At 32.3% G+C, this 19,736-nt stretch carries 18 protein-coding genes and 1 pseudogene; 15 read left to right on the forward strand and 4 right to left on the reverse strand.

The genetic code is table 11. The features are described 5' to 3' along the window. Positions 1–75: 75 nt before the first annotated feature. Positions 76–186 (reverse strand): annotated as a pseudogene (locus tag LQ611_RS11880) (LacI family DNA-binding transcriptional regulator); the annotation flags it as partial. Positions 187–276: 90 nt separating this feature from the next. Here LQ611_RS11880 and LQ611_RS11885 point away from each other — a divergent pair. Then, a complete protein-coding gene (locus LQ611_RS11885; RefSeq protein WP_037559946.1) occupies positions 277–615 on the forward strand; it encodes a DUF4440 domain-containing protein in 339 nt (112 codons plus the stop codon). Positions 616–643: 28 nt separating this feature from the next. On the opposite strand, the gene LQ611_RS11890 is transcribed toward LQ611_RS11885, so the two are convergent. After that, complete coding sequence (locus LQ611_RS11890; RefSeq protein WP_239709586.1) at positions 644–1,594, reverse strand: LacI family DNA-binding transcriptional regulator; 951 nt, start codon at positions 1,592–1,594, stop codon at positions 644–646. A gap of 160 nt (positions 1,595–1,754) precedes the next feature. Between LQ611_RS11890 and LQ611_RS11895 the strand changes: the two genes are divergently transcribed. Genes LQ611_RS11895 through uxaC form a run of 4 tightly spaced genes read left to right on the forward strand, consistent with a single transcriptional unit; the run spans position 1,755 to position 5,954 of the window. Beyond that, positions 1,755–2,756: a TRAP transporter substrate-binding protein gene (locus LQ611_RS11895; RefSeq protein ID WP_103361125.1), complete on the forward strand. Its 1,002-nt coding sequence runs from the start codon at positions 1,755–1,757 to the stop codon at positions 2,754–2,756. Then, positions 2,749–3,237, forward strand: coding sequence for a TRAP transporter small permease (locus LQ611_RS11900; protein ID WP_025904787.1), 489 nt, complete (start codon positions 2,749–2,751; stop codon positions 3,235–3,237). The genes LQ611_RS11895 and LQ611_RS11900 overlap by 8 nt, the downstream gene beginning before the upstream one ends. Beyond that, a complete protein-coding gene (locus LQ611_RS11905; RefSeq protein ID WP_103361124.1) occupies positions 3,237–4,532 on the forward strand; it encodes a TRAP transporter large permease in 1,296 nt (431 codons plus the stop codon). The genes LQ611_RS11900 and LQ611_RS11905 overlap by 1 nt, the downstream gene beginning before the upstream one ends. Positions 4,533–4,547: 15 nt before the next feature. Continuing rightward, positions 4,548–5,954 carry a glucuronate isomerase gene (uxaC, locus tag LQ611_RS11910; protein ID WP_103361123.1) on the forward strand — a complete coding sequence of 469 codons (1,407 nt, stop codon included), beginning with the start codon at positions 4,548–4,550 and terminating at the stop codon, positions 5,952–5,954. 43 nt (positions 5,955–5,997) lie between these two features. On the opposite strand, the gene LQ611_RS11915 is transcribed toward uxaC, so the two are convergent. Further along, entirely contained in the window at positions 5,998–8,091 is a 2,094-nt protein-coding gene (locus LQ611_RS11915) for a glycoside hydrolase family 31 protein (RefSeq protein WP_107572925.1), read from the reverse strand. A 140-nt stretch (positions 8,092–8,231) separates the two neighbouring features. On the opposite strand from LQ611_RS11915, the gene LQ611_RS11920 reads away from it, so the two are divergent. From LQ611_RS11920 to trmL, 9 genes are all read left to right on the forward strand, one after another. Then, the gene (locus tag LQ611_RS11920) at positions 8,232–9,284 is read left to right on the forward strand and encodes a PTS sugar transporter subunit IIC (protein WP_103361121.1); all 1,053 of its coding nucleotides are present in this window, start codon (positions 8,232–8,234) and stop codon (positions 9,282–9,284) included. A 492-nt stretch (positions 9,285–9,776) separates the two neighbouring features. Then, on the forward strand, positions 9,777–10,775 hold the full coding sequence (locus LQ611_RS11925) for a D-2-hydroxyacid dehydrogenase (RefSeq protein WP_025904791.1): 999 nt from the start codon (positions 9,777–9,779) through the stop codon (positions 10,773–10,775). 135 nt (positions 10,776–10,910) lie between these two features. Further along, a complete protein-coding gene (locus tag LQ611_RS11930; protein WP_233678371.1) occupies positions 10,911–12,335 on the forward strand; it encodes an ABC transporter substrate-binding protein/permease in 1,425 nt (474 codons plus the stop codon). Further along, complete coding sequence (locus LQ611_RS11935; protein WP_025904793.1) at positions 12,328–13,053, forward strand: amino acid ABC transporter ATP-binding protein; 726 nt, start codon at positions 12,328–12,330, stop codon at positions 13,051–13,053. Before LQ611_RS11930 ends, LQ611_RS11935 begins: the two co-directional genes overlap by 8 nt. A gap of 25 nt (positions 13,054–13,078) precedes the next feature. Then, complete coding sequence (argC, locus tag LQ611_RS11940) at positions 13,079–14,113, forward strand: N-acetyl-gamma-glutamyl-phosphate reductase (protein WP_239709587.1); 1,035 nt, start codon at positions 13,079–13,081, stop codon at positions 14,111–14,113. A 15-nt stretch (positions 14,114–14,128) separates the two neighbouring features. Then, on the forward strand, positions 14,129–15,364 hold the full coding sequence (argJ, locus tag LQ611_RS11945; RefSeq protein WP_103361119.1) for a bifunctional glutamate N-acetyltransferase/amino-acid acetyltransferase ArgJ: 1,236 nt from the start codon (positions 14,129–14,131) through the stop codon (positions 15,362–15,364). Between the two features lie 14 nt (positions 15,365–15,378). Then, positions 15,379–16,140 (forward strand): acetylglutamate kinase, encoded by a 762-nt coding sequence (gene argB, locus LQ611_RS11950; protein WP_151359295.1) that lies wholly within the window; start codon positions 15,379–15,381, stop codon positions 16,138–16,140. Positions 16,141–16,710: 570 nt separating this feature from the next. Further along, entirely contained in the window at positions 16,711–17,838 is a 1,128-nt protein-coding gene (queG, locus tag LQ611_RS11955) for a tRNA epoxyqueuosine(34) reductase QueG (protein ID WP_239709588.1), read from the forward strand. Between the two features lie 3 nt (positions 17,839–17,841). Then, on the forward strand, positions 17,842–18,315 hold the full coding sequence (gene trmL, locus LQ611_RS11960; protein ID WP_025904798.1) for a tRNA (uridine(34)/cytosine(34)/5-carboxymethylaminomethyluridine(34)-2'-O)-methyltransferase TrmL: 474 nt from the start codon (positions 17,842–17,844) through the stop codon (positions 18,313–18,315). A gap of 34 nt (positions 18,316–18,349) precedes the next feature. Here trmL and LQ611_RS11965 read toward each other — a convergent pair whose 3' ends face one another. Then, a complete protein-coding gene (locus tag LQ611_RS11965) occupies positions 18,350–18,490 on the reverse strand; it encodes a hypothetical protein (protein WP_162841915.1) in 141 nt (46 codons plus the stop codon). Positions 18,491–18,576: 86 nt separating this feature from the next. Here LQ611_RS11965 and nagA point away from each other — a divergent pair, with 86 nt between their 5' ends. Continuing rightward, positions 18,577–19,728, forward strand: coding sequence for an N-acetylglucosamine-6-phosphate deacetylase (gene nagA / locus LQ611_RS11970; protein ID WP_025904799.1), 1,152 nt, complete (start codon positions 18,577–18,579; stop codon positions 19,726–19,728). Positions 19,729–19,736: the final 8 nt, after the last annotated feature.

Consider the following 19,736-nt stretch of genomic DNA (forward strand, 5'->3'; position numbering starts at 1 on the left):
CTACACAACTATGTAAGCTATACGCAAATTGTTTTTCTCTTTCACCTTTAACATAGTAACCAGCTTCTGGATCGGTAGTACTGACTTTCTTTTTTCTTCATTAACATAAGGGTGGTTATTAATTACTCGTGATACGGTACTTGGTGAAACGCCAGCTCGTTTAGCTACTTCTTTTAAATTTGTCATTTACTTACTCCCTCGATTATACTTATTACTATGCTATTATTTTAGCATATAAGTTGAACTATATTTACTAAGATAAAGTAGGTGTAAATCATTAAACAGCAATTTTATGAATTAGAATGTGCACATTTGGATGCTAGTAATAGAATGGATAAGTCGTTTATCTTAACTTTACTTGATGATGATTTTAAAGAAATAGGTAAGTCGGGCAAAATGATATATAAACGTGATATTGAAGAGGGGACTTTACATACATTTGAATATGAGATTTCGAATTTTATAGTTGAAAAAATTCAAAAAGGAATTGTCTTAACGACTTATGAATTAATCAATAAAACTGATCATATAACAACTAAACGGAGTACTTTATGGATTAGAAAACAATCAGAGTGGAAGATGAGATTCCATCAAGGAACAACAGTAAAAAAATGACTACAATTTTGTAGTCATTTTTTTGTCTTTATTTCCGCTTTACTAATTCAGGCTCAAGATTACAGACATTAGGTTGATTTTCCTTAGATTCAATTGCATTGAGAAGGATATTAACTAATGTTTCAGCAATTTTCCTAGTAGGGACACCGACTGAATGAATCACTGTATCCATATGGTCAAATTGAGGTACATTGTCGTATGAGTATACAATATGTTGATCTAATGAATCTTTTAAAGTGTGCACGAGTCCTAAAGTAATATCGTAACTTCCGCAAATGATACCTTCTGGCAACGTATGATTAGTCAAATATGACTTTAATGCAAAAAATGTATCTTCAGCTGATAGTCCTTTTGAATCAATCATATTATATTCAAGATTGTGTTCTTTACAATAACGTTCAAAAGTTTCTTTCTTTATAATTTGTCGAATATCATCGGTGTTGAGATCTCCAATATAACAAATATTTGTTATATTATTTTGCATTAAATCATCTAATGAAAGAATCATTGCTTGTTTATGATTAACATTTACAATAGGATATTCGAGCTCTCGGTCTGTACCATAAGCTACTACTGGGATATTTGAACTAATGATACTTGGTAGGGTAGAAGCTTCACCTTCATCAAATACGATGATGCCATCAAAACGTAATTCTAAAAATTTATGCGCAGCAGTTTCCACATCATCGATTGATACAGACATAAAATATCCAGTATTCTTTAAAAAGTTATTGATTTCTGAAACAAGAGTTGATACTGCAACTCTGTCTACTGATGGCCAAATGAGTCCAATTGTTTGGCTCTTATTTGAGACTAAAGAGCGAGCGGAATTATTAGGTATATAATTCATTTCTTTTGCCTTTTGCTGTATGCGCTCTGTTGTTTCAGCAGTAACTAAAGGAGAATTTTTTAACGCTTTACTTACTGTTGAATAACTAACACCACAGGCATTTGCTATGTCTTTTAATGTTACAGCCATGTGAGTCTCCTTTAAATATTATTTTCTATATTATACCATAAGCACACATTTTCTATAAATAACAACGTTGTTATTTTGTTTCATTTGATTTATACTTATCAATAAGTATTAAAGAAGTAGTCAATTTGATTACTTTTTTAAAATTAATGGGGGATGAGAGATGAAAAAAATTTTACTGTTAATTGTAAGCGTATTCACAGTTTTGTATGGATGCCAACAAAGTGACGCACAAGATAAAGATGTTAAGACTTTAACACTAGCACACAACCAATCTACAACGCATCCAGTACATAAATCGTTAGAAGAATTTAAAAAAGAAGTAGAAAAGAAATCTCATGGAAAATTAAAAATTAAAATATATGCGAACGGACAACTTGGAAGTGAACGGGAAGCAATTGAAATGACTCAAACAAATGCCATTCAATTCACAAAAGTGTCAGCAAGTGCACTTGAAAGTTTCTCTGAGTCGTATTCTTTATTTAGCATGCCATATCTATTTAAATCTCAAGATAGTTTTCGATCTATTATGAAAAAACCTGAAGTACAAAATTCATTCTTTAATACGACTAAAGACAACGGGTTTGTAGGTATTACTTACTATGACTCAGGATTAAGAAATATATATACAAAAGATAGAGAAATAAAGACGAATAAAGACTTACATGGTTTAAAAACACGTGTTCAGCCAAGTAAAACAAGTGTGCAACTTGTTAAGTCATTAGGTGGTACGCCAACTCCAATGGCATTTGGTGAAGTTTATACAGCACTTCAATCTGGTGTTATTGATGCAGCTGAGAATAATGAAACAGCATTGACCGACAATAAACATGGAGAAGTTGCAAAAAATTATTATAATACTGAGCATGCTATCGTTCCTGATATTTTAATTATGAATAAGGATGCATACAATGATTTAACGAAAGAAGAAAAAGGATGGATAAAAAGCGCAGCAAGATCATCTACTGAAAAGCATGAAGTCATCTGGGATAAAGCCATTAAAGAGGCAATTAAATCAGCTAAAGAAGATATGAATGTGAAATTCCATGATGTAGATAAGTCTACTTTCAAAAAAGCTGTAAAACCTCTACAAGAAGAATTTAAAAATAATAAAGGAACAGAAAAACAATACAAATTGATTAAGGAGGCAGAACAAAATGAATAAATTAACACATTATATTGATAGAACTTTGCTTTCTGTGTCTGGTGTATTGATAACTGTAATGGTCATTTTATCAGTTTGGCAAGTGATAACAAGATATATATTGAACACGCCAAGTACGACAAGTGAAGAAATCATTCGCTTCTTGTTAATCTGGTTTGCGTTGTTAAGTGCAGCATATGTATTTGGTAAGAAAAAACATATTGCCATTTTATTTATAAGAGAAAAGTTTCCTCTTAAAGCACAGTTATTTATAGAAAGACTCACGAATATCATTATTTTATTAGTTGCTTTAATTTTGATGATATACGGTGGTATTAAAATTGTAGCACTTACTTGGACACAATATGCACCAGCTACAGGTGTTTCAATGGCATTAATGTATGGTGCATTACCAATTTCAGGACTTTTTATTGCATTTTATTCAATTCGAGGCATTATAACAAATGAGTTACCAGAAAATGATGAAGGCGGTGAAGTGTAATGACAACAATTGCTGGAATCGTATTATTTGTATCTTTAGCAATATTTTTAGCATTTGGTATTCCAATCGCTATTTCAATTATTTTAAGTTCATTATTAACGTTAATACTTATTTTCCCGTTTGATGTCACAATACTTACTGCTGCCCAAAGAATGGTAACTGGTATTGATAACTTTACAATGCTTGCCATTCCGTTATTTGTACTAGCTGGAATATTGATGAATAACGGTGGTATTGCGTTTAGATTAATTAACTTTGCAAAAGTGTTAGTAGGTAGATTACCTGGTTCTTTAGCACATACGAATATTGTGGGGAATATGTTGTTTGGTTCGATTTCAGGATCAAGTGTTGCAGCTGCTGCAGCAATGGGAAGAATCATGACACCGATGGAAACAACACAAGGTTATAAAAAATCATATTCTGCAGCTGCCAATATTGCTTCAGCACCTTCAGGATTATTAATTCCACCAAGTTCATTATTGATTGTTTATTCACTAGTAAGTGGTGGAACATCAATTGCTGCATTATTTATTGCAGGTTACATTCCTGGAATTCTATGGGGCCTAGGTTGTATGGTTGTTGCTTACTTTTTAGCTAAAAAACATGGCTATCCAGTTTCTGAAAAAGTGAGTTGGAAAGATAAATTATTTTTAACTTTAGATGCTATTCCAAGTTTACTATTAATTATTATCGTAATCGGTGGTATTGTAGCTGGAATATTCACAGCAACAGAGGGTGCAGCTGTCGCAGTTCTATATGCGTTTATACTGTCACTTATTTATAAAAATTTAAAAATTAAAGATATACCTGCGATTATTATAGAAACAGTAGAAATTACAGGTATGATTTTATTCTTAATTACAGCATCTGCATTATTCTCACTCGTTATGAGTTTTACAGGATTACCAGAAGCAATTTCTGGCGGCATATTATCATTAACTGAAAATCCAATTTTATTATTACTGTTAATGAATTTAATTTTATTAATCATCGGTACATTTATGGACATAACACCAGCAGTACTTATATTCACTCCAATTTTCTTACCGATTGCAGAAAGTATCGGATTAGATCCAGTTCATTTCGGTATAGTAATCGCATTTAACTTATGTATAGGTAATATAACACCTCCAGTAGGTAGTGCGTTATTTGTTGGTAGTAGTGTTGCAAATGTACGAATTGAAAGTGTCATTAAGACATTAATACCATACTTTATTATTTTAATTATACTGTTGTTATTAATTACGTTCGTACCACAATTATCGTTATTTTTACCAAAATTACTTGGGCTATAGGAAAGGTGAGTATTTATGAGTTTAATTAAAGAAAATTTTATTGTTCAATCTGAAAAAGGACAGGCTTTATACAATATAGCTAAAGATATACCAATTTTTGATTTTCATTGTCATTTAGATCCGAAAGAAATTTATGAGAATAAACCTTTTAATACGATTACTGAAGTTTGGCTAAAACATGATCATTATAAATGGCGTTTAATGCGCGCATACGGAATAGATGAGTCGTATATTACTGGAGACAAAACTGATAAAGAAAAATTCGAAGCATTTATAAGTTTATTGCCTAAAAGTATTATGAATCCGATATATCACTGGTGTCATTTAGAATTAGCAAGGTATTTCGATATCAATGAAAATTTAAATAAAATTGATAAAGATCAATTATATAATCAGTTAAATGAAAGTTTACAACAACCAGAATTTCTTCCAAGAAAATTAATAGAAAGAAGTAACGTCCAAATTATCTGTACAACGGATGATCCATGTGATGATTTGAAATATCATCAATTACTTCGTGAGGATAAGTCTTTTGATGTCAAAGTGTTACCAACATTTAGATCTGATCGTTATATCGCTTTAACGAAAGATAATGTAGAAGCATCTATTAACCAATTAGAAATTGCTACAGAAACAAAAATAAATCATGTGGAAGAATATATTAATGCGCTCAATGAACGTATTGAATACTTCCATCAAAATGGCGCAAGAAGTTCTGATCAAAGCTTTGCTAAAGTACTTAAAGTGGATGTAACTAAAGACCAAGCTGAACAGTATTTTGAACAAATTAAACATGGTGAAGACTTAGATGAGGAGGATTTAAGTAGATTATCTGGATATATTTTAACCGAAGTAAGTAAAACGTATAAAAAATATAATTGGGTTGTACAGTTTCATCTTGGACCAGTGAGAAACAATAATACATTATTGTTTGAAGAAGTTGGTCCAGATGCTGGATTTGATAGTGTAGGTGATATGCTCAGTTCTACTGATTTAAATAGATTTTTAGATCATTTAAATCAAAATGATGCATTATCAGATACAATTATTTATCCTAATAATGCAAATGATCACTTAATGGTGCAAGCAACAGCTGGAAACTTTACTTCAGATAAAGTCAAAGTGCAACTAGGTGCTGCATGGTGGTTCAATGATACTAAAGAAGGAATGGAACAACATTTAGTAGAATATGCAAATGTTGGATTGTTATCTACTTTCGTTGGTATGTTAACTGATTCAAGAAGTTTATTATCATATACAAGACATGAATATTTTAGAAGAATTTTATGTGAAATGATTGGTAAACGTGTGGAAAGAGGAGAAATCATTGATGATGATGAAATTCTTTCTGAAATTATTAAGGATATATGCTTTAATAACGCCGTGTCACTATATAATATTGAAGGCATAGATACTATATAAAAATAGAGAACCTAAGACGATATTGTCTTAGGTTCTTATTTATTTAGAACTTTAGATTTTCAATTGTTTTTAAATCATCTTGATAAACTGGTATCGTTGCGCCTTTTACTACAAATGTTGGGATATGTTGTAAAGTCGTTTTTACGGTTATTGTTTGACCATCTTCAAATTGTTCGCCGCTATGAAAATCAATCCAACCCTTGCTGTTTTTAGGTAAATAGACTGTTCTTTCTAGTTGAGCTTTTTCTACGATAGGGGCAATTAACATATGCTCACCTAACATAAATTCTTCATTTTCTTCAAAAGTATTTATATCACTTTCAAATTGGTAAAAAGTTGGTCTAATAATTGGTTCATATGCTTCATGTGCCTGTACAACTAATGACTGAAGATATGGTTTAAGCTTTTCATGGAAGTGCATGGCTTGTTTAACTTCAGATAAGACTTCATTATGCATCCAAGGTTCATTTACAGAACCATCATCATTCCATGAGTGGATTGAAAATCTTGGATAATAAGCACCACATTGTACCCATCTTAAAAATAATTCTGCTTCTGGTTTATCACCAGAAAAACCGCCAATATCATGGCCAAAGTTATAAACACCAGATAGACTTAACCCAATTGCCATAGCATTATTATATTTTAATGTATGCCAACTCGTATAGTTATCACCCGTCCAAGTTTGAACGTATTTACTCATACCAGCTGCACCAGATCTACTTATGATATATGGATATTGTTCTTTATGATATTTTTGTTGAATCTCTCTTGATGCTTTCATCATTAATATAGGCATGATTGCTTTATAATCTTGGAAATTTGCTTCATTGCCGAAACCATTTACTTTAGCTTTATCATCCCAAATTTCGAATTCGTTATTATCATTCCATGTACAGTTAACATGATTAGATAATAATTGTTGTTCTATTTTAGATTGCCACCATTTAATAGTGTCTTTATTAGTAAAGTCTAAATAGTATCCTTTTTCATCCCAAAATTGTACAAGAAGCGGTTTACCATTCATATCTTTAATAAATCCATCAAATGCTAATACTTCATCTAGTAAAGGATGATCTGTAAGTAGGGTAGGTTTAATATTCGCAACTAATTCTACATTTTGATCTGTATAAGCTTTACCAAAAGATTTTGGGTCTTTAAATTTATCGTAATTCCAATTAAAAACGTATCTCTTATCATGAATGGATGTATAACCTGATGAAAGGTGGAAAGATCTAATCGTTATATTATGTGTGTTACATTGATTTAGAAAAGATATCAGTCTTTCATCTGAATTTGGCAAATCTGTGTATTGCATTGTTGAGCCAGAATATGACAAACTCCATTCAGGCATGAGTGTTGGTCTACCTGTTAAATGACTAAAACGCGTCGTTACTTGTTGAATAGATGGACCGGCAATAACGTAATAATCAAGAAAATCTGATTTAGTTTCATAATATCTATAATGACCGTGATAATTATCTAACTCTTGTCCAAGATCTACAATAGAGTCTTGATAATCATCGTAGAAGATACCAAATGATATATTTTCATCAGTTTTGTATGTGAGATAATAAGGAATATGTTTATAAAGAGGATCAGTCGTTTCAGCATTATAGCCCATAGCATCTATATTTTTCATTCTGAATCGTCTGCCATGTTTATTCACTTTTCCGCTCTTTTCACCGAGACCAAAATACATTTCATTTTTATCTCTATTTAAATAATGACAAGTCGGATGATTTCTTGATATTTGATGTTGATAACTGCCTGTCTTACGGTCTTGCATAATTTTAATTTCTTTGTCAGATGAACTTATATCATACCAACTACAATAGAAATCTTCTTTATCAATGATAAGTTTTAATGACTTTGTCTTAATTATAATATTGTTTTGTTCTTCTGAAATTTCATATTGTGGACATGAAAAGTTAGATTGGTCGTATCTAGAGAGACCTTCGAAAGGTAATTCAGTATCTCCAGGTGTAATGGTCCAAGTCGGTAAAGTGATCTCTTTCTCTGTAGAAGATTTAATATTGATTAAGTAATCTTCTAATATGCGGATTGTAAAGAAATGCTCGTTTTGCTTGTCACTGATTACAATTGTATTTTTATCTTGTGAAATCATATTAAACATGTAAAAATCCTCCTATAACAACGTTGTTATTTAAACTATTACATTAAACTATACCAAAGTAAAGTAAAATAGTAAAAATAGCATTGTCTATAAAAATAAAGTCATATATCATTAATACATATTATTTCAGGAGGCATTTTATGGATAAACATTTCACAGTAAAGGAATTTTTCTTTAATATTTTAAATGGTATAGGTGTAGGCATTGTTATAGCATTAATACCTAACGCCATACTTGGTGTGTTATTTAGTTATTTATCACAGTTTCATCCGCTATTAGAAATGTTTAATCAAGCATTATTACTTATGCAGTTTGCGATGAGTTTTATTATAGGCATCGTTGTTGCACATCAATTTAAATTCCAAGCTACTGATGCAGTTATGATTGGTGCTGCAGGATTAATAGGTTCAGGCGCTGTGAAAATACAAAATGGTCAATTTATATTTGTAAGTATAGGGGATGTCGTCAATTTAATCGTTGTTTTAATTATCAGTTGTTACTTGATGATTAAATTGAAAGGAAAATTTGGTTCTTTAGATATGTTGATTATGCCAATTATTATTTCAGTTGTCAGTGGATTTATAGGTATGCTGACACTTCCATATGTTAGTAATGTAACAAAAGGTATCGGCAAATTAATAGAACAATTTTCTACATTGAATCCTTTAATGATGTGTATATTAATTGCGATTACTTATGCATTATTAATGGTAACGCCAATTTCAGTTGTAGCAATTGCTACTGCGGTCGGTTTAAATGGTTTAAGTTCAGGAGCTGGCAATATGGGGATTGTTGCTGCATGTGTGACTTTCTTAATGGGGTCATGGAAAGTAAACGATAAAGGTATCAATATCGTACTTATTATCGGAGCTGCTAAAATGATGATTCCAGTATATTTTAAAAATCCTATCATCGCAGTACCATTAATCATAAATGGACTAATGAGTGGATTACTAACTTATTTTGTTGGCATAAAAGGTACGCCAATGTCTACCGGATTTGGTTATACCGGATTTGTTGGACCAGCAAACGCATTAAAATTTATGGAAGGATCAGTATTTTTAAATATTTTAATACTTGGCGTAGCATATTTCGTCATACCGTTTTTATTTGCATATATCGTACATAAAGTTTGTTTAAAAATACTTCCAAAATACAATCAAGAAATGTTTTTATTTAAAGAGAATAATTAAAATGTAGAGTAGGCTGAGACAAGAAAAATGTCTCAGCCTTTAAATATGTCTGAATACTGGTGTCGTTATTAGCAAGTTTGGCGAGAAGTGCAAATACTGGGTGCGTTATTAGCAGATTTGGTTAGAAGTGCAAATAAGGATATCAGTAATTACAATTCTCAGTAGTTTTGTAATTAAGGCTGTCCATAGTAACAATTCAGCCGAGTTTTGTAATTATGGCTATCCATAGTAACACTTCGGTAGACTTTTGTAATTAACAACCCCGTTATATACAAGTTTGGCAAGAAGTGTTCACAAGGCCATCGTTACGAACAAGTATAGACAAATCTGTTCATAAGGATGCTAATTAGTTTCACTTCTTGATAAATAAGTTATTCACCATATTACATACACTTTTAATTGTAAGAATATTATGAAAAATAGATTGTTTGTTTTCATAAAGTGTTGTAGAATTAATCATTATTTATTTCTTACTGAAAGGAAGAACGAATTATGCGATTTAAATTATTTAATATAAGAGAAGATGAAAAGCCTTATGCATATCAGTGGGGTCAAACTAATGGTCATGAAATTGAATGTACGGAAGAGGATTTAACTTTAGAAAATGTCCATACTTTATCGTCTTTTGATGGTGTGAGTACTCAACAGTTATTTAAGTTTGATGACAGAATATACGAAGCACTTAAGGATGTTGGTATTAAACAAATTGCTGGTCGTGCGGCTGGGTTTGATATGTTTAATTTAGATGAAGCTGCAAAACATGATATAAAAATTACAAATATTCCTTCATATAGTCCAAATGCGATAGCGGAATTTGCAGTTTGTAGAGCACTAGAATTAATAAGAAACATTAATAAAATAAATAAAAAAGTAGAACATCAAGATTTTACTTGGGATGAAACAGTAATCGCTAAAGAACTAAGAAGTATGACGGTACTGGTTATAGGTGTTGGTAGAATAGGTAAAGTGTCAGCACAATTATTTAAAGGATTTGGTGCGGAAGTGATCGGGTATGACCCTTATGATCAATCGTTAAGCGATATTGAATATGTACAAAGTTTACAAGAAGGATTATCTAAAGCCGATTTAATCACATTACATGTTCCAGCAAATGAAGAAACGACATATATTATTAATGAAGAGACGATTAAATATATGAAAAATGGTGCATATTTAGTGAATACAGCTAGAGGTGCGACAGTGAAGACTAATGATGTCATTCAAGCATTAAATAGCGGTAAATTACATAGTGTAGCGTTAGATGTATATGAAAATGAGTTTGCATATTTCTCATATGATTATACAGACAAAGAAATTGAAGATCCTACTTTAAAAGAATTGATGTCACGTGACGATGTATTAATTTCACCTCATATTGCATTTTATACACAGACAGCCGTACAAAATATGGTTGAAATTTCATTAGATAGTGCACTTGAAGTTATCACAACTGGATACAGTGAAAATGAAGTTCAACTAAGTAAAGTATGAATGAACGTTCGTTCATACTTTTTTATAAAAAGCTATTGCATAAAATTTCATAAATGCGTATAATAATGAATATTATTAATTCAGGAGGTAACGAATTTGAAAAGATATGTATTTACTAAAGTAGTTATAGCAACAATTTGTTTACTACTTACAATTCCTTATTTAGCCCCCATAAAGTCACAAGCTGCAGAAACTGATCAATGGGATAAAGCTAAAGAACGAGGCGAGTTAAGAGTAGGCTTATCAGCAGATTATGCACCTTATGAGTTTGAGCACACTAAAGATGGTGAACGTGAATATGCTGGGATAGATATTGAACTTGCTAAAAAAATTGCAAAAGACAATGATATTAAACTTAAGATTGTGAATATGCAATTTGATAGTTTACTAGGTGCTTTAAAAACTGGAAAAATCGACATGATTATTTCTGGTATGGCTCCAACTCCTGAGAGAAAGAAACAAGTTGATTTTTCTGATGATTATATGGAAGTTAATCAAAGAATGATTATACAGAAAAAAGATAAAGACAAATTAAAAACGATTGATGATTTTAAAGGAAAAATGGTCGGTGTGCAAAAGCAAACGACTCAAGAAGAATTGGCAAAAACAGAAATGCCAGAATCTCAAGTTAGCTCATTAACGAGAGTACCGGAAGTTATTATGTCACTTAATTCTGGAAAAGTAGACGGCATGATTATTGAAGGACCTGTTGCTGATGCATATTTAGAGAAGAATCCTAATTTAACATATTCAGATGTTACATTTTCAGATGCAGACAAGACAACAGCCATTGCATTACCGAAAAATTCACCTGAATTAATGAAGAGAGTTAATAAGAGTGTTAAAGAAGTTCGAGACAATAATTTGATTAAAGACTATCAAGATAAAGCGACAGAAGCAATGTTCGATGATGGTTCTTTCTTCAGTAAATATGGTTCATATTTCTTACATGGTGTAGGTTATACGATTCTATTATCATTCTTAGGTGTAGTAGCAGGGGCATTAATTGGTTGCTTCTTAGCGCTTATGAAATTAAGTAATAGTAAAATATTTAAATCGATAGCTTCAGTTTACATCGAATTTATAAGAGGTACACCATTACTCGTTCAAGTATTCTTAGTTTATTTCGGTACAACAGCAGTACTTGGCTTAGATTTATCAGCATTAATTTGCGGTATTATCGCACTCATCATTAACTGTAGTGCTTATATTGCAGAAATTATTAGAGCTGGTATTAACGCAGTAGATAATGGCCAAATGGAAGCGGCTAGATCATTAGGATTAAATAAATCGCAAGCTATGACTAAAGTTATCTTGCCACAAGCCATTAAAAATATTTTACCTGCATTAGGTAATGAATTTGTAACAGTTATTAAAGAATCTTCTATAGTTTCTGTTATCGGCGTAAGTGAATTGATGTTTAATGCTCAAGTTGTTCAAGGGGCATCATTTGATCCATTTACACCATTATTAGTAGCAGCAGTATTGTACTTTATCTTAACGTTTACGTTATCTAGAGTGATGTACTTTGCTGAAAGGAGGTTTAGTGTAAGTGATTAAAGTTAACGATTTACACAAATCATTTGGTAAAAATGAAGTATTGAAAGGTATTAATTTAAATATTGAAAAAGGGGAAGTTGTTGCGATTATCGGCCCATCTGGTAGTGGTAAAAGTACGCTTCTTAGATGTTTGAATTTATTAGAAGAACCTTCCTCTGGACAGATCGTATTTGAAAATAATGATTTAACAAATACGAAAGGTGCAAAGTTGGATCAATTAAGACAAAAAATGGGCATGGTTTTCCAAGGTTTTAATCTTTTTCCACATAAAAAAGTAATCGAAAATATTACACTAACACCTTTAACTTTGAAAAAAGGACAAAAATCCAAATTAGAAGATCAAGCTAAACAATTACTTAAAAAAGTTGGTCTAGAAGATAAAGCAGATGTTTATCCTTCTAAATTATCAGGTGGACAAAAGCAACGTGTAGCGATTGCTCGTGCGTTAGCGATGAACCCGGCAGTTATTTTATTTGATGAACCAACTTCAGCTTTAGACCCCGAAGTTGTTGGTGAAGTATTAAGTGTTATGAAAGATTTAGCCAAAGAAGGTATGACAATGGTCGTTGTAACACATGAAATGGGATTTGCTAAAAATGTCAGCGACCATGTGATATTTATGGATGAAGGAATTGTTCAAGAAGAAGGTACACCTGAACAAATATTTGATAATCCTCAAAACGAAAGAACGAAACAATTTTTATCTAAAGTATTATAATACTAAAAATAGAAGAGGTGTTTTCGTGTTAGATATAGGTATAGTCGGTGGTAGTGGATACGGAGCAATAGAATTGATGAGATTATTAAATCAGCATAAAGAAGTGAATATCAAATATGTATTCTCGCATTCGAAATCTGGTCAAGATATAAAGGAAACATATCCACATTTACAAAATAATATTATTGAACAATTCACAAGTTTAGATGTAGAAACAGTGCAATGTGACTTAATATTTTTTGCGACCCCCTCAAATGTGAGCAAGAATTTTATTCCTAAATTAATAGAACGTGGTATTAAAGTAATCGATTTATCTGGAGACTTTAGGTTGAAAGACCCCACAATTTATGAAAAATATTACGGAGAAAAGCCAGCTCCTCAGAGTGTATTGGATGAAGCGGTGTATAGCTTGCCTGAGTGGTCAAATGTGGATGGATCATCGACACAAATTATTGCAAACCCGGGTTGTTTCCCAACTGCAATACTCTTATCTTTACACCCTCTTTTAGAAAGTGACTTTATTAATAAAGGCACGATTATAATAGACGCTAAAACTGGTGTTTCAGGTGCTGGTAGAACATTAAGTCAAAATGTTCATTTTGGAGAAGCGAATGAAAACTTTTCAGCTTATAAATTAGGTTCCCATAAGCATACGCCAGAAATTGAACAATATTTATCACAAGTCTCGAAATCAGACATAAAAGTGACATTCACACCTCATCTCGTTCCTATGACAAGAGGTATATTGGCTACTATTTATGTAGATTTAAAAGATCAAACAAGTGAAGAAGCATTACATCAATTATATAAACAGAAATATGAGGAAAAACCATTTGTTCGTGTAAGAGACCTTGGCGAATTCCCTACAACAAAAGAAGTTCTAGGCAGTAATTACTGCGATATAGGTATTTATGTTGATGAAGACAGACAAAAAGCTATTATCGTTGCAGTTATAGATAATCTCGTTAAAGGTGCAAGTGGTCAAGCAATTCAGAACATGAATAGATTATTTGGATTTAATGAAGATGAAGGATTAAATTTATTACCAATATACCCATAGAATAGGAGGAATTTGATGTTAGATAAGACTGAAGAATTAATTGACTCTGAAATGATCGTTATAGAAGAAGGTGATGTCGCGTCACCTAAAGGATACATTGCAGGCGGCATGCATGTTGGCTTACGTAGAGAAAAGAAAGACTTTGGTTGGTTATATTCATCAGTTCCAGCTAATTGTGCAGCGGTATATACACAAAATGCTTTTAAAGCAGCCCCATTAAAAGTCACTGAAGAAAGTATTAATGTTGAACACAAACTTTCTGCAATTGTTATTAATTCTGCCATCGCAAATGCTTGTACAGGTCAAAGAGGTTTGGATGATGCAAAGCAAACTCAAAAATGGATTTCATCTAAACTACAATTACCTGAACATCAAATCGCAATTGCATCAACAGGCTTGATTGGCGAATTTTTACCTATGCAAAAAATTGAATATGGTGTGAATAATATTGATATTCTCAATAATGCGCATTCTTCTGATTTTAATGAAGCTATTTTAACAACTGATAAAGAGACTAAACATATAGCAGTACAAATTAAAATTGATGATGAAGTGATTACGATTGGCGGTTCATGTAAAGGGTCAGGCATGATTCATCCAAATATGGCTACAATGCTTGGCTTTATGACAACAGATGCAAATGTTGAATCTGAAGATTTGAATGGCTTATTAAAAGAATCTGTTGATGAAACGTTTAATATGATTACAGTTGATGGTGATACGAGTACAAATGATATGGTTATACTTTTAGCTAATGGTGAAAGTGGTCAAACATTAACTAAATCACATCCAGAATGGGAGAAGTTCGCTCAAGCAGTCCAATATGTGAGTCAATTTTTAGCTCAAAGTATTGCGAGAGATGGTGAAGGTGCGACGAAGTTAATCAAAGTTAATGTCAAAGGTGCTAAGACGAAAGCTCAAAATAGTGCAATTGCAAAAACGATTGTAGGTTCAAGCTTAGTGAAAACTGCAATACACGGTGCTGATCCAAACTTTGGAAGAATCGTAACATCAATTGGTTATGCAGATCATACTGTAGATACTAACGAAGTAGACGTTTGGCTTTGTGGACATTTATTAGTTAGTAAAGGTATGAATGTAACATTTGATGAGTTAGATTTAAAAGCTAAAATGGAGCAAGATACAATTGAAATAGAAGCGAAAGTTGGAAATTCTCATCATTCATCTACCGCTTTCGGATGCGATTTGAGCTATGATTACGTAAAAATTAATGCATTATATAGAACTTAATAGGAGGTCATTAAGTGAAGTATGCAGTCATTAAAATTGGTGGAAGTGTATTAAGCAACTTAAGTCAAACGATAATAGAAGATATACTTACTTTAAAAAGTCAAAATTATATGCCAATCATCGTCCATGGTGGCGGCCCGTTTATTAATAGACAACTAACTAAAATTGGTATTGAAAGTAAATTTGTAGATGGCTTACGTGTTACTGATGAAGAAGTGTTACTTCAAACTTCAAGTACATTGATAGGTGAGGTCAACCCACAAGTTGTGTTTCAAATTAATCAACATGACTCATTAGCATTAGGCATAAATGGCATTGATATGAATTTATTTGACATTAAACCTTTAGATTCTAAATATGGATTTGTAGCAGAATGTACATCTGTTAATAAAGAAACACTGGCTAATATATGTTCGAACAGTATTCCAGTTATCGCACCAATCGGTATCGATAGAAATACAGGTCAAAGATATAATATAAATGCTGATAGCCTTGCATATAAAATAGCGAGTGAAATGGAAGGCAACTTATTCCTAATAAGTGATATTCCAGGAGTACTGATTAAAGATGAAGTACAAAGCCATTTAAGTATAAATGATATTCATAATTATATAGAAACAACTGAAATATATGGCGGAATGATTCCTAAAGTTACTGGCGCAATCTCAGCAATAAAAGAAGGCTGTAAAAGCGTCAAGATTATTTCAGGATCATCAGACCATGCATTATTAAAAAGTTCTCATTCTAATAAAATAGGTACAACAATTACATTATAAAGTAAAAAATCCGACAGAGCCTTTGGGCACTGTCGGATTTTTTGTTCGCTTATTAGCAGATTTGGCTAGAAGTGCAAATAACGAGTGCCTTGTTTACAATTCTCAGGATTTTTGTAATTATGGCTGTCAATAGTAACACTTTGGCCGAGTTTTGTAACTAAGGCCGCCCATAGTAACACTTCAGTCGAGTTTTGTAACTAAGGCAGTCCATAGTAACACTTCGTCCGAGTTTTGCAACTAAGGCAGTCCATAGTAACACTTCGTCCGAGTTTTGCAACTAAGGCGGTCCATAGTAACACTTCGTCCGAGTTTTGTAATTAACGCCCCCGTTATAAACAAGTTTGGGTGAAAGTGTTCACAGGACCCCCGTTATGAACAAGTTTGGGCAGAAGTGTTCACAAGAACCCCCACCACAAACAAGATAAATACTAATTTGTTATACCATTTACCACACAGTATATGAAAGCAATTTTTTATATACTTATTTAATTGAAATAATACGAATACCGTAAATTTATTTATTAAATGTGTTAAAATGTATTAGCATGTTTGATAGTGAGGTGAATAAATTTGAATTTAGATCAATTGAAGCAAGAAGTGATAGATTATGCACATTCTATTGGTATTGATAGTATTGGATTTACAACTGCTGATCCTTTTGATGAATTAAAGAAAAAGTTAGAAGATTATCATTCTAAAGGATATGCTTCTGGGTTTGAAGAAAGTGATATTGAGTTAAGAACAGTCCCTAAATTATCATTACCATCTGCTCGCTCAATTATAGCAATTGCTGTAGGGTATCCGAATAAATTAAAGGGTGCTCCTAAAAGTGTTAGAGGAGATAGAAGAGGTATGTTTGCGCGTGCTTCATGGGGCCAAGATTATCATACAATTATGAGAAATCGCCTTGATAAACTCAGTTTATTCCTAAAAGAAAAAGTGCCTGATGTAGAAATTAAATCAATGGTCGATACAGGTGTCTTGTCTGACCGTTCAGTAGCTGAAAGAACTGGGTTAGGATTTGCAGGTAAAAATGGATTTATTATTAATGAAGAACTAGGTACTTGGAGTTATCTAGGTGAAATGTTAGTTAGCATTCCATTTAAACCTGATGATCCAGTTATTGATAGTTGTGGTGATTGTAACATTTGTGTTGATAGATGTCCGACAGGTGCCTTAGTAGGTAATGGTCAATTAAATAGTCAAAAATGTATCAGCTTTTTAACACAAACAAAAGGTTATTTAAAAGATGAATACCGCTATAAAATAGGAAATCGTTTGTATGGATGTGATACGTGCCAACAAGTATGCCCACGAAATAGAGGGATTAATACTGAACATGACGACATTATTTTAGAACCTGAGGTACTGAAACCTAGACTTGTCCCACTACTTAAAATGTCTAATAAAGAATTTAAAAATACTTATGGACATTTAGCCGGTGCATGGAGAGGTAAAAAGCCGATCCAACGAAATGCGATTGTCGCACTTGCTCACTTTAATGAAGAAAGTACAATACCAGAATTAAAAGATGTTGCGTTAACAGATCCGCGACCAATGATAAGAGGTACTGCATTTTGGGCTATCGGTCAAATACAAGGTGAAGAGGCAAGACCATTCATTATGTCACACTATGAACGTGAAATAGAAGAAGTCCAAGAAGAAATGATAAAAGGATTAGAGATTAGGAGAAAATAAATTATGACAAATCATGTAGTTTTATATCAACCAGAAATTCCAGCGAATACTGGGAATATTGCACGTAGTTGTGCAGCAACAGATACAACTTTACACTTAATTAGACCTTTAGGTTTTAGTACGGATGATAAAATGTTAAGAAGAGCGGGTTTAGATTACTGGAAATTTGTAAATATTGTTTATTATGATAGTATTGAAGAATTTTTTGAAAAGACTGAAGGTGGAAACTATTACTTATTAACGAAGTTTGGTACACAACCACATACTCAGTTCGATTACAGTAATGTTGAAGAAAATCATTACTTTATATTTGGTAGAGAAACAACAGGACTTCCTGATTGGGTTAAAGAAAAATATAAAGATACAGCATTAAGAATTCCAATGAATGATAATGTAAGATCTTTAAATTTATCTAATACTGCTGCAATATTAATTTATGAGGCGTTAAGACAACAAAATTATCCTAATTTATCATAGAAATGAAAAAACTGAGGCCATATGGTCTCAGTTATTAATTATTATTTGATTTTAAAGATTCAAGTTCTTTGTTTAAATCTTCTTCCTTAAGACCATAGTCTTTAGAATCGCGACCAGCAGTTAACATCGCAGTAATAAATGCTACACCAACCATACAGATTAATAGCGTGTTCATTTAATTAGCCCCCTCGTAATGTTATGTTATCTTTATTATATACGAATTAAGGCAATAATTAAATACATTTTTAAGGAGACATTGATATGGATAATTATATTTTGAAAAATGCACAAATTTATACTGAAACATATAAAATTGATCATGGCTATATCGAAGTACGTAATGGGTGTATTCACGATATTCAAGAAGGGGAATATACAGGTACATTACAAACGATTGATGCGAATGGTCAACACGTACTTCCGGGATTTATTGATATACATATTCATGGCGGTTATGGCCAAGATGCAATGGATGCAACACCAGAAACATTGAATCTATTATCTGAGAAATTATTATCTGAAGGTACGACTAGCTTTTTAGCCACAACAATGACGCAATCAACTGAAGCCATCAATGCTGCATTAGAAAATGTTGCAAACTATAAACCGATAGATGATAAACGTGCTGAAATACTCGGTGTACATTTAGAAGGCCCATTTATTTCAGAACATAAAGTTGGTGCTCAAAATCCCGCATTTGTTGCAAGACCTACAGTACAAAAATTCAAAGATTTTCAAGAAAAAGCAAATGGCGCGATTAAAATAGTGACAATTGCGCCAGAAGTTGAAGGTGCAGAGGAAGTTATTAAAGCACTTCATGAAGATGTTATTTTTTCAGCAGGACATACCGTATCTGATTACGATGGTATTGAAAAAGCAGTTCAAAATGGTCTTAAGCATATTACACATTTATATAATGCCCAAACGACATTTACACATAGAGAACCTGGCGTATTTGGTGCTGCTCTGACTGATGAAAGATTAACAACAGAAGTTATTGTTGATGGCATTCATTCTCATCCTGCTGCAGTTAAATTAGCATACCTTGCTAAAGGCAATGAGAATTTCTGTATTATTACGGATGCAATGCGTGCAAAAGGTATGAAAGATGGTAAATACGATCTTGGTGGCCAAGATGTATTTGTTAAAAATAACGAAGCAAGATTAGAAACTGGTTCACTTGCAGGAAGTATATTACTTATGAACAAAGGCTTAAAAAATTTAATGGACTTTGCAAATATACCGCTTGAAGAAGCATGGCGTACAGCAAGTTTAAACCAAGCGATTCGATTGAAAGTTGATGATAGAATTGGCTCAATTAAAGTTGGAAAACAAGCAGATCTAGTTATAGCTGATTCAGAATTAAATGTTTTAACTACTATTAAAAAAGGGTATATTATAGATAATGACTAAAGGTTATG

Source organism: Mammaliicoccus sp. L-M44, assembly GCF_022386355.1.
GTDB classification, from domain to species: Bacteria; Bacillota; Bacilli; order Staphylococcales; family Staphylococcaceae; genus Mammaliicoccus; species Mammaliicoccus sciuri_A.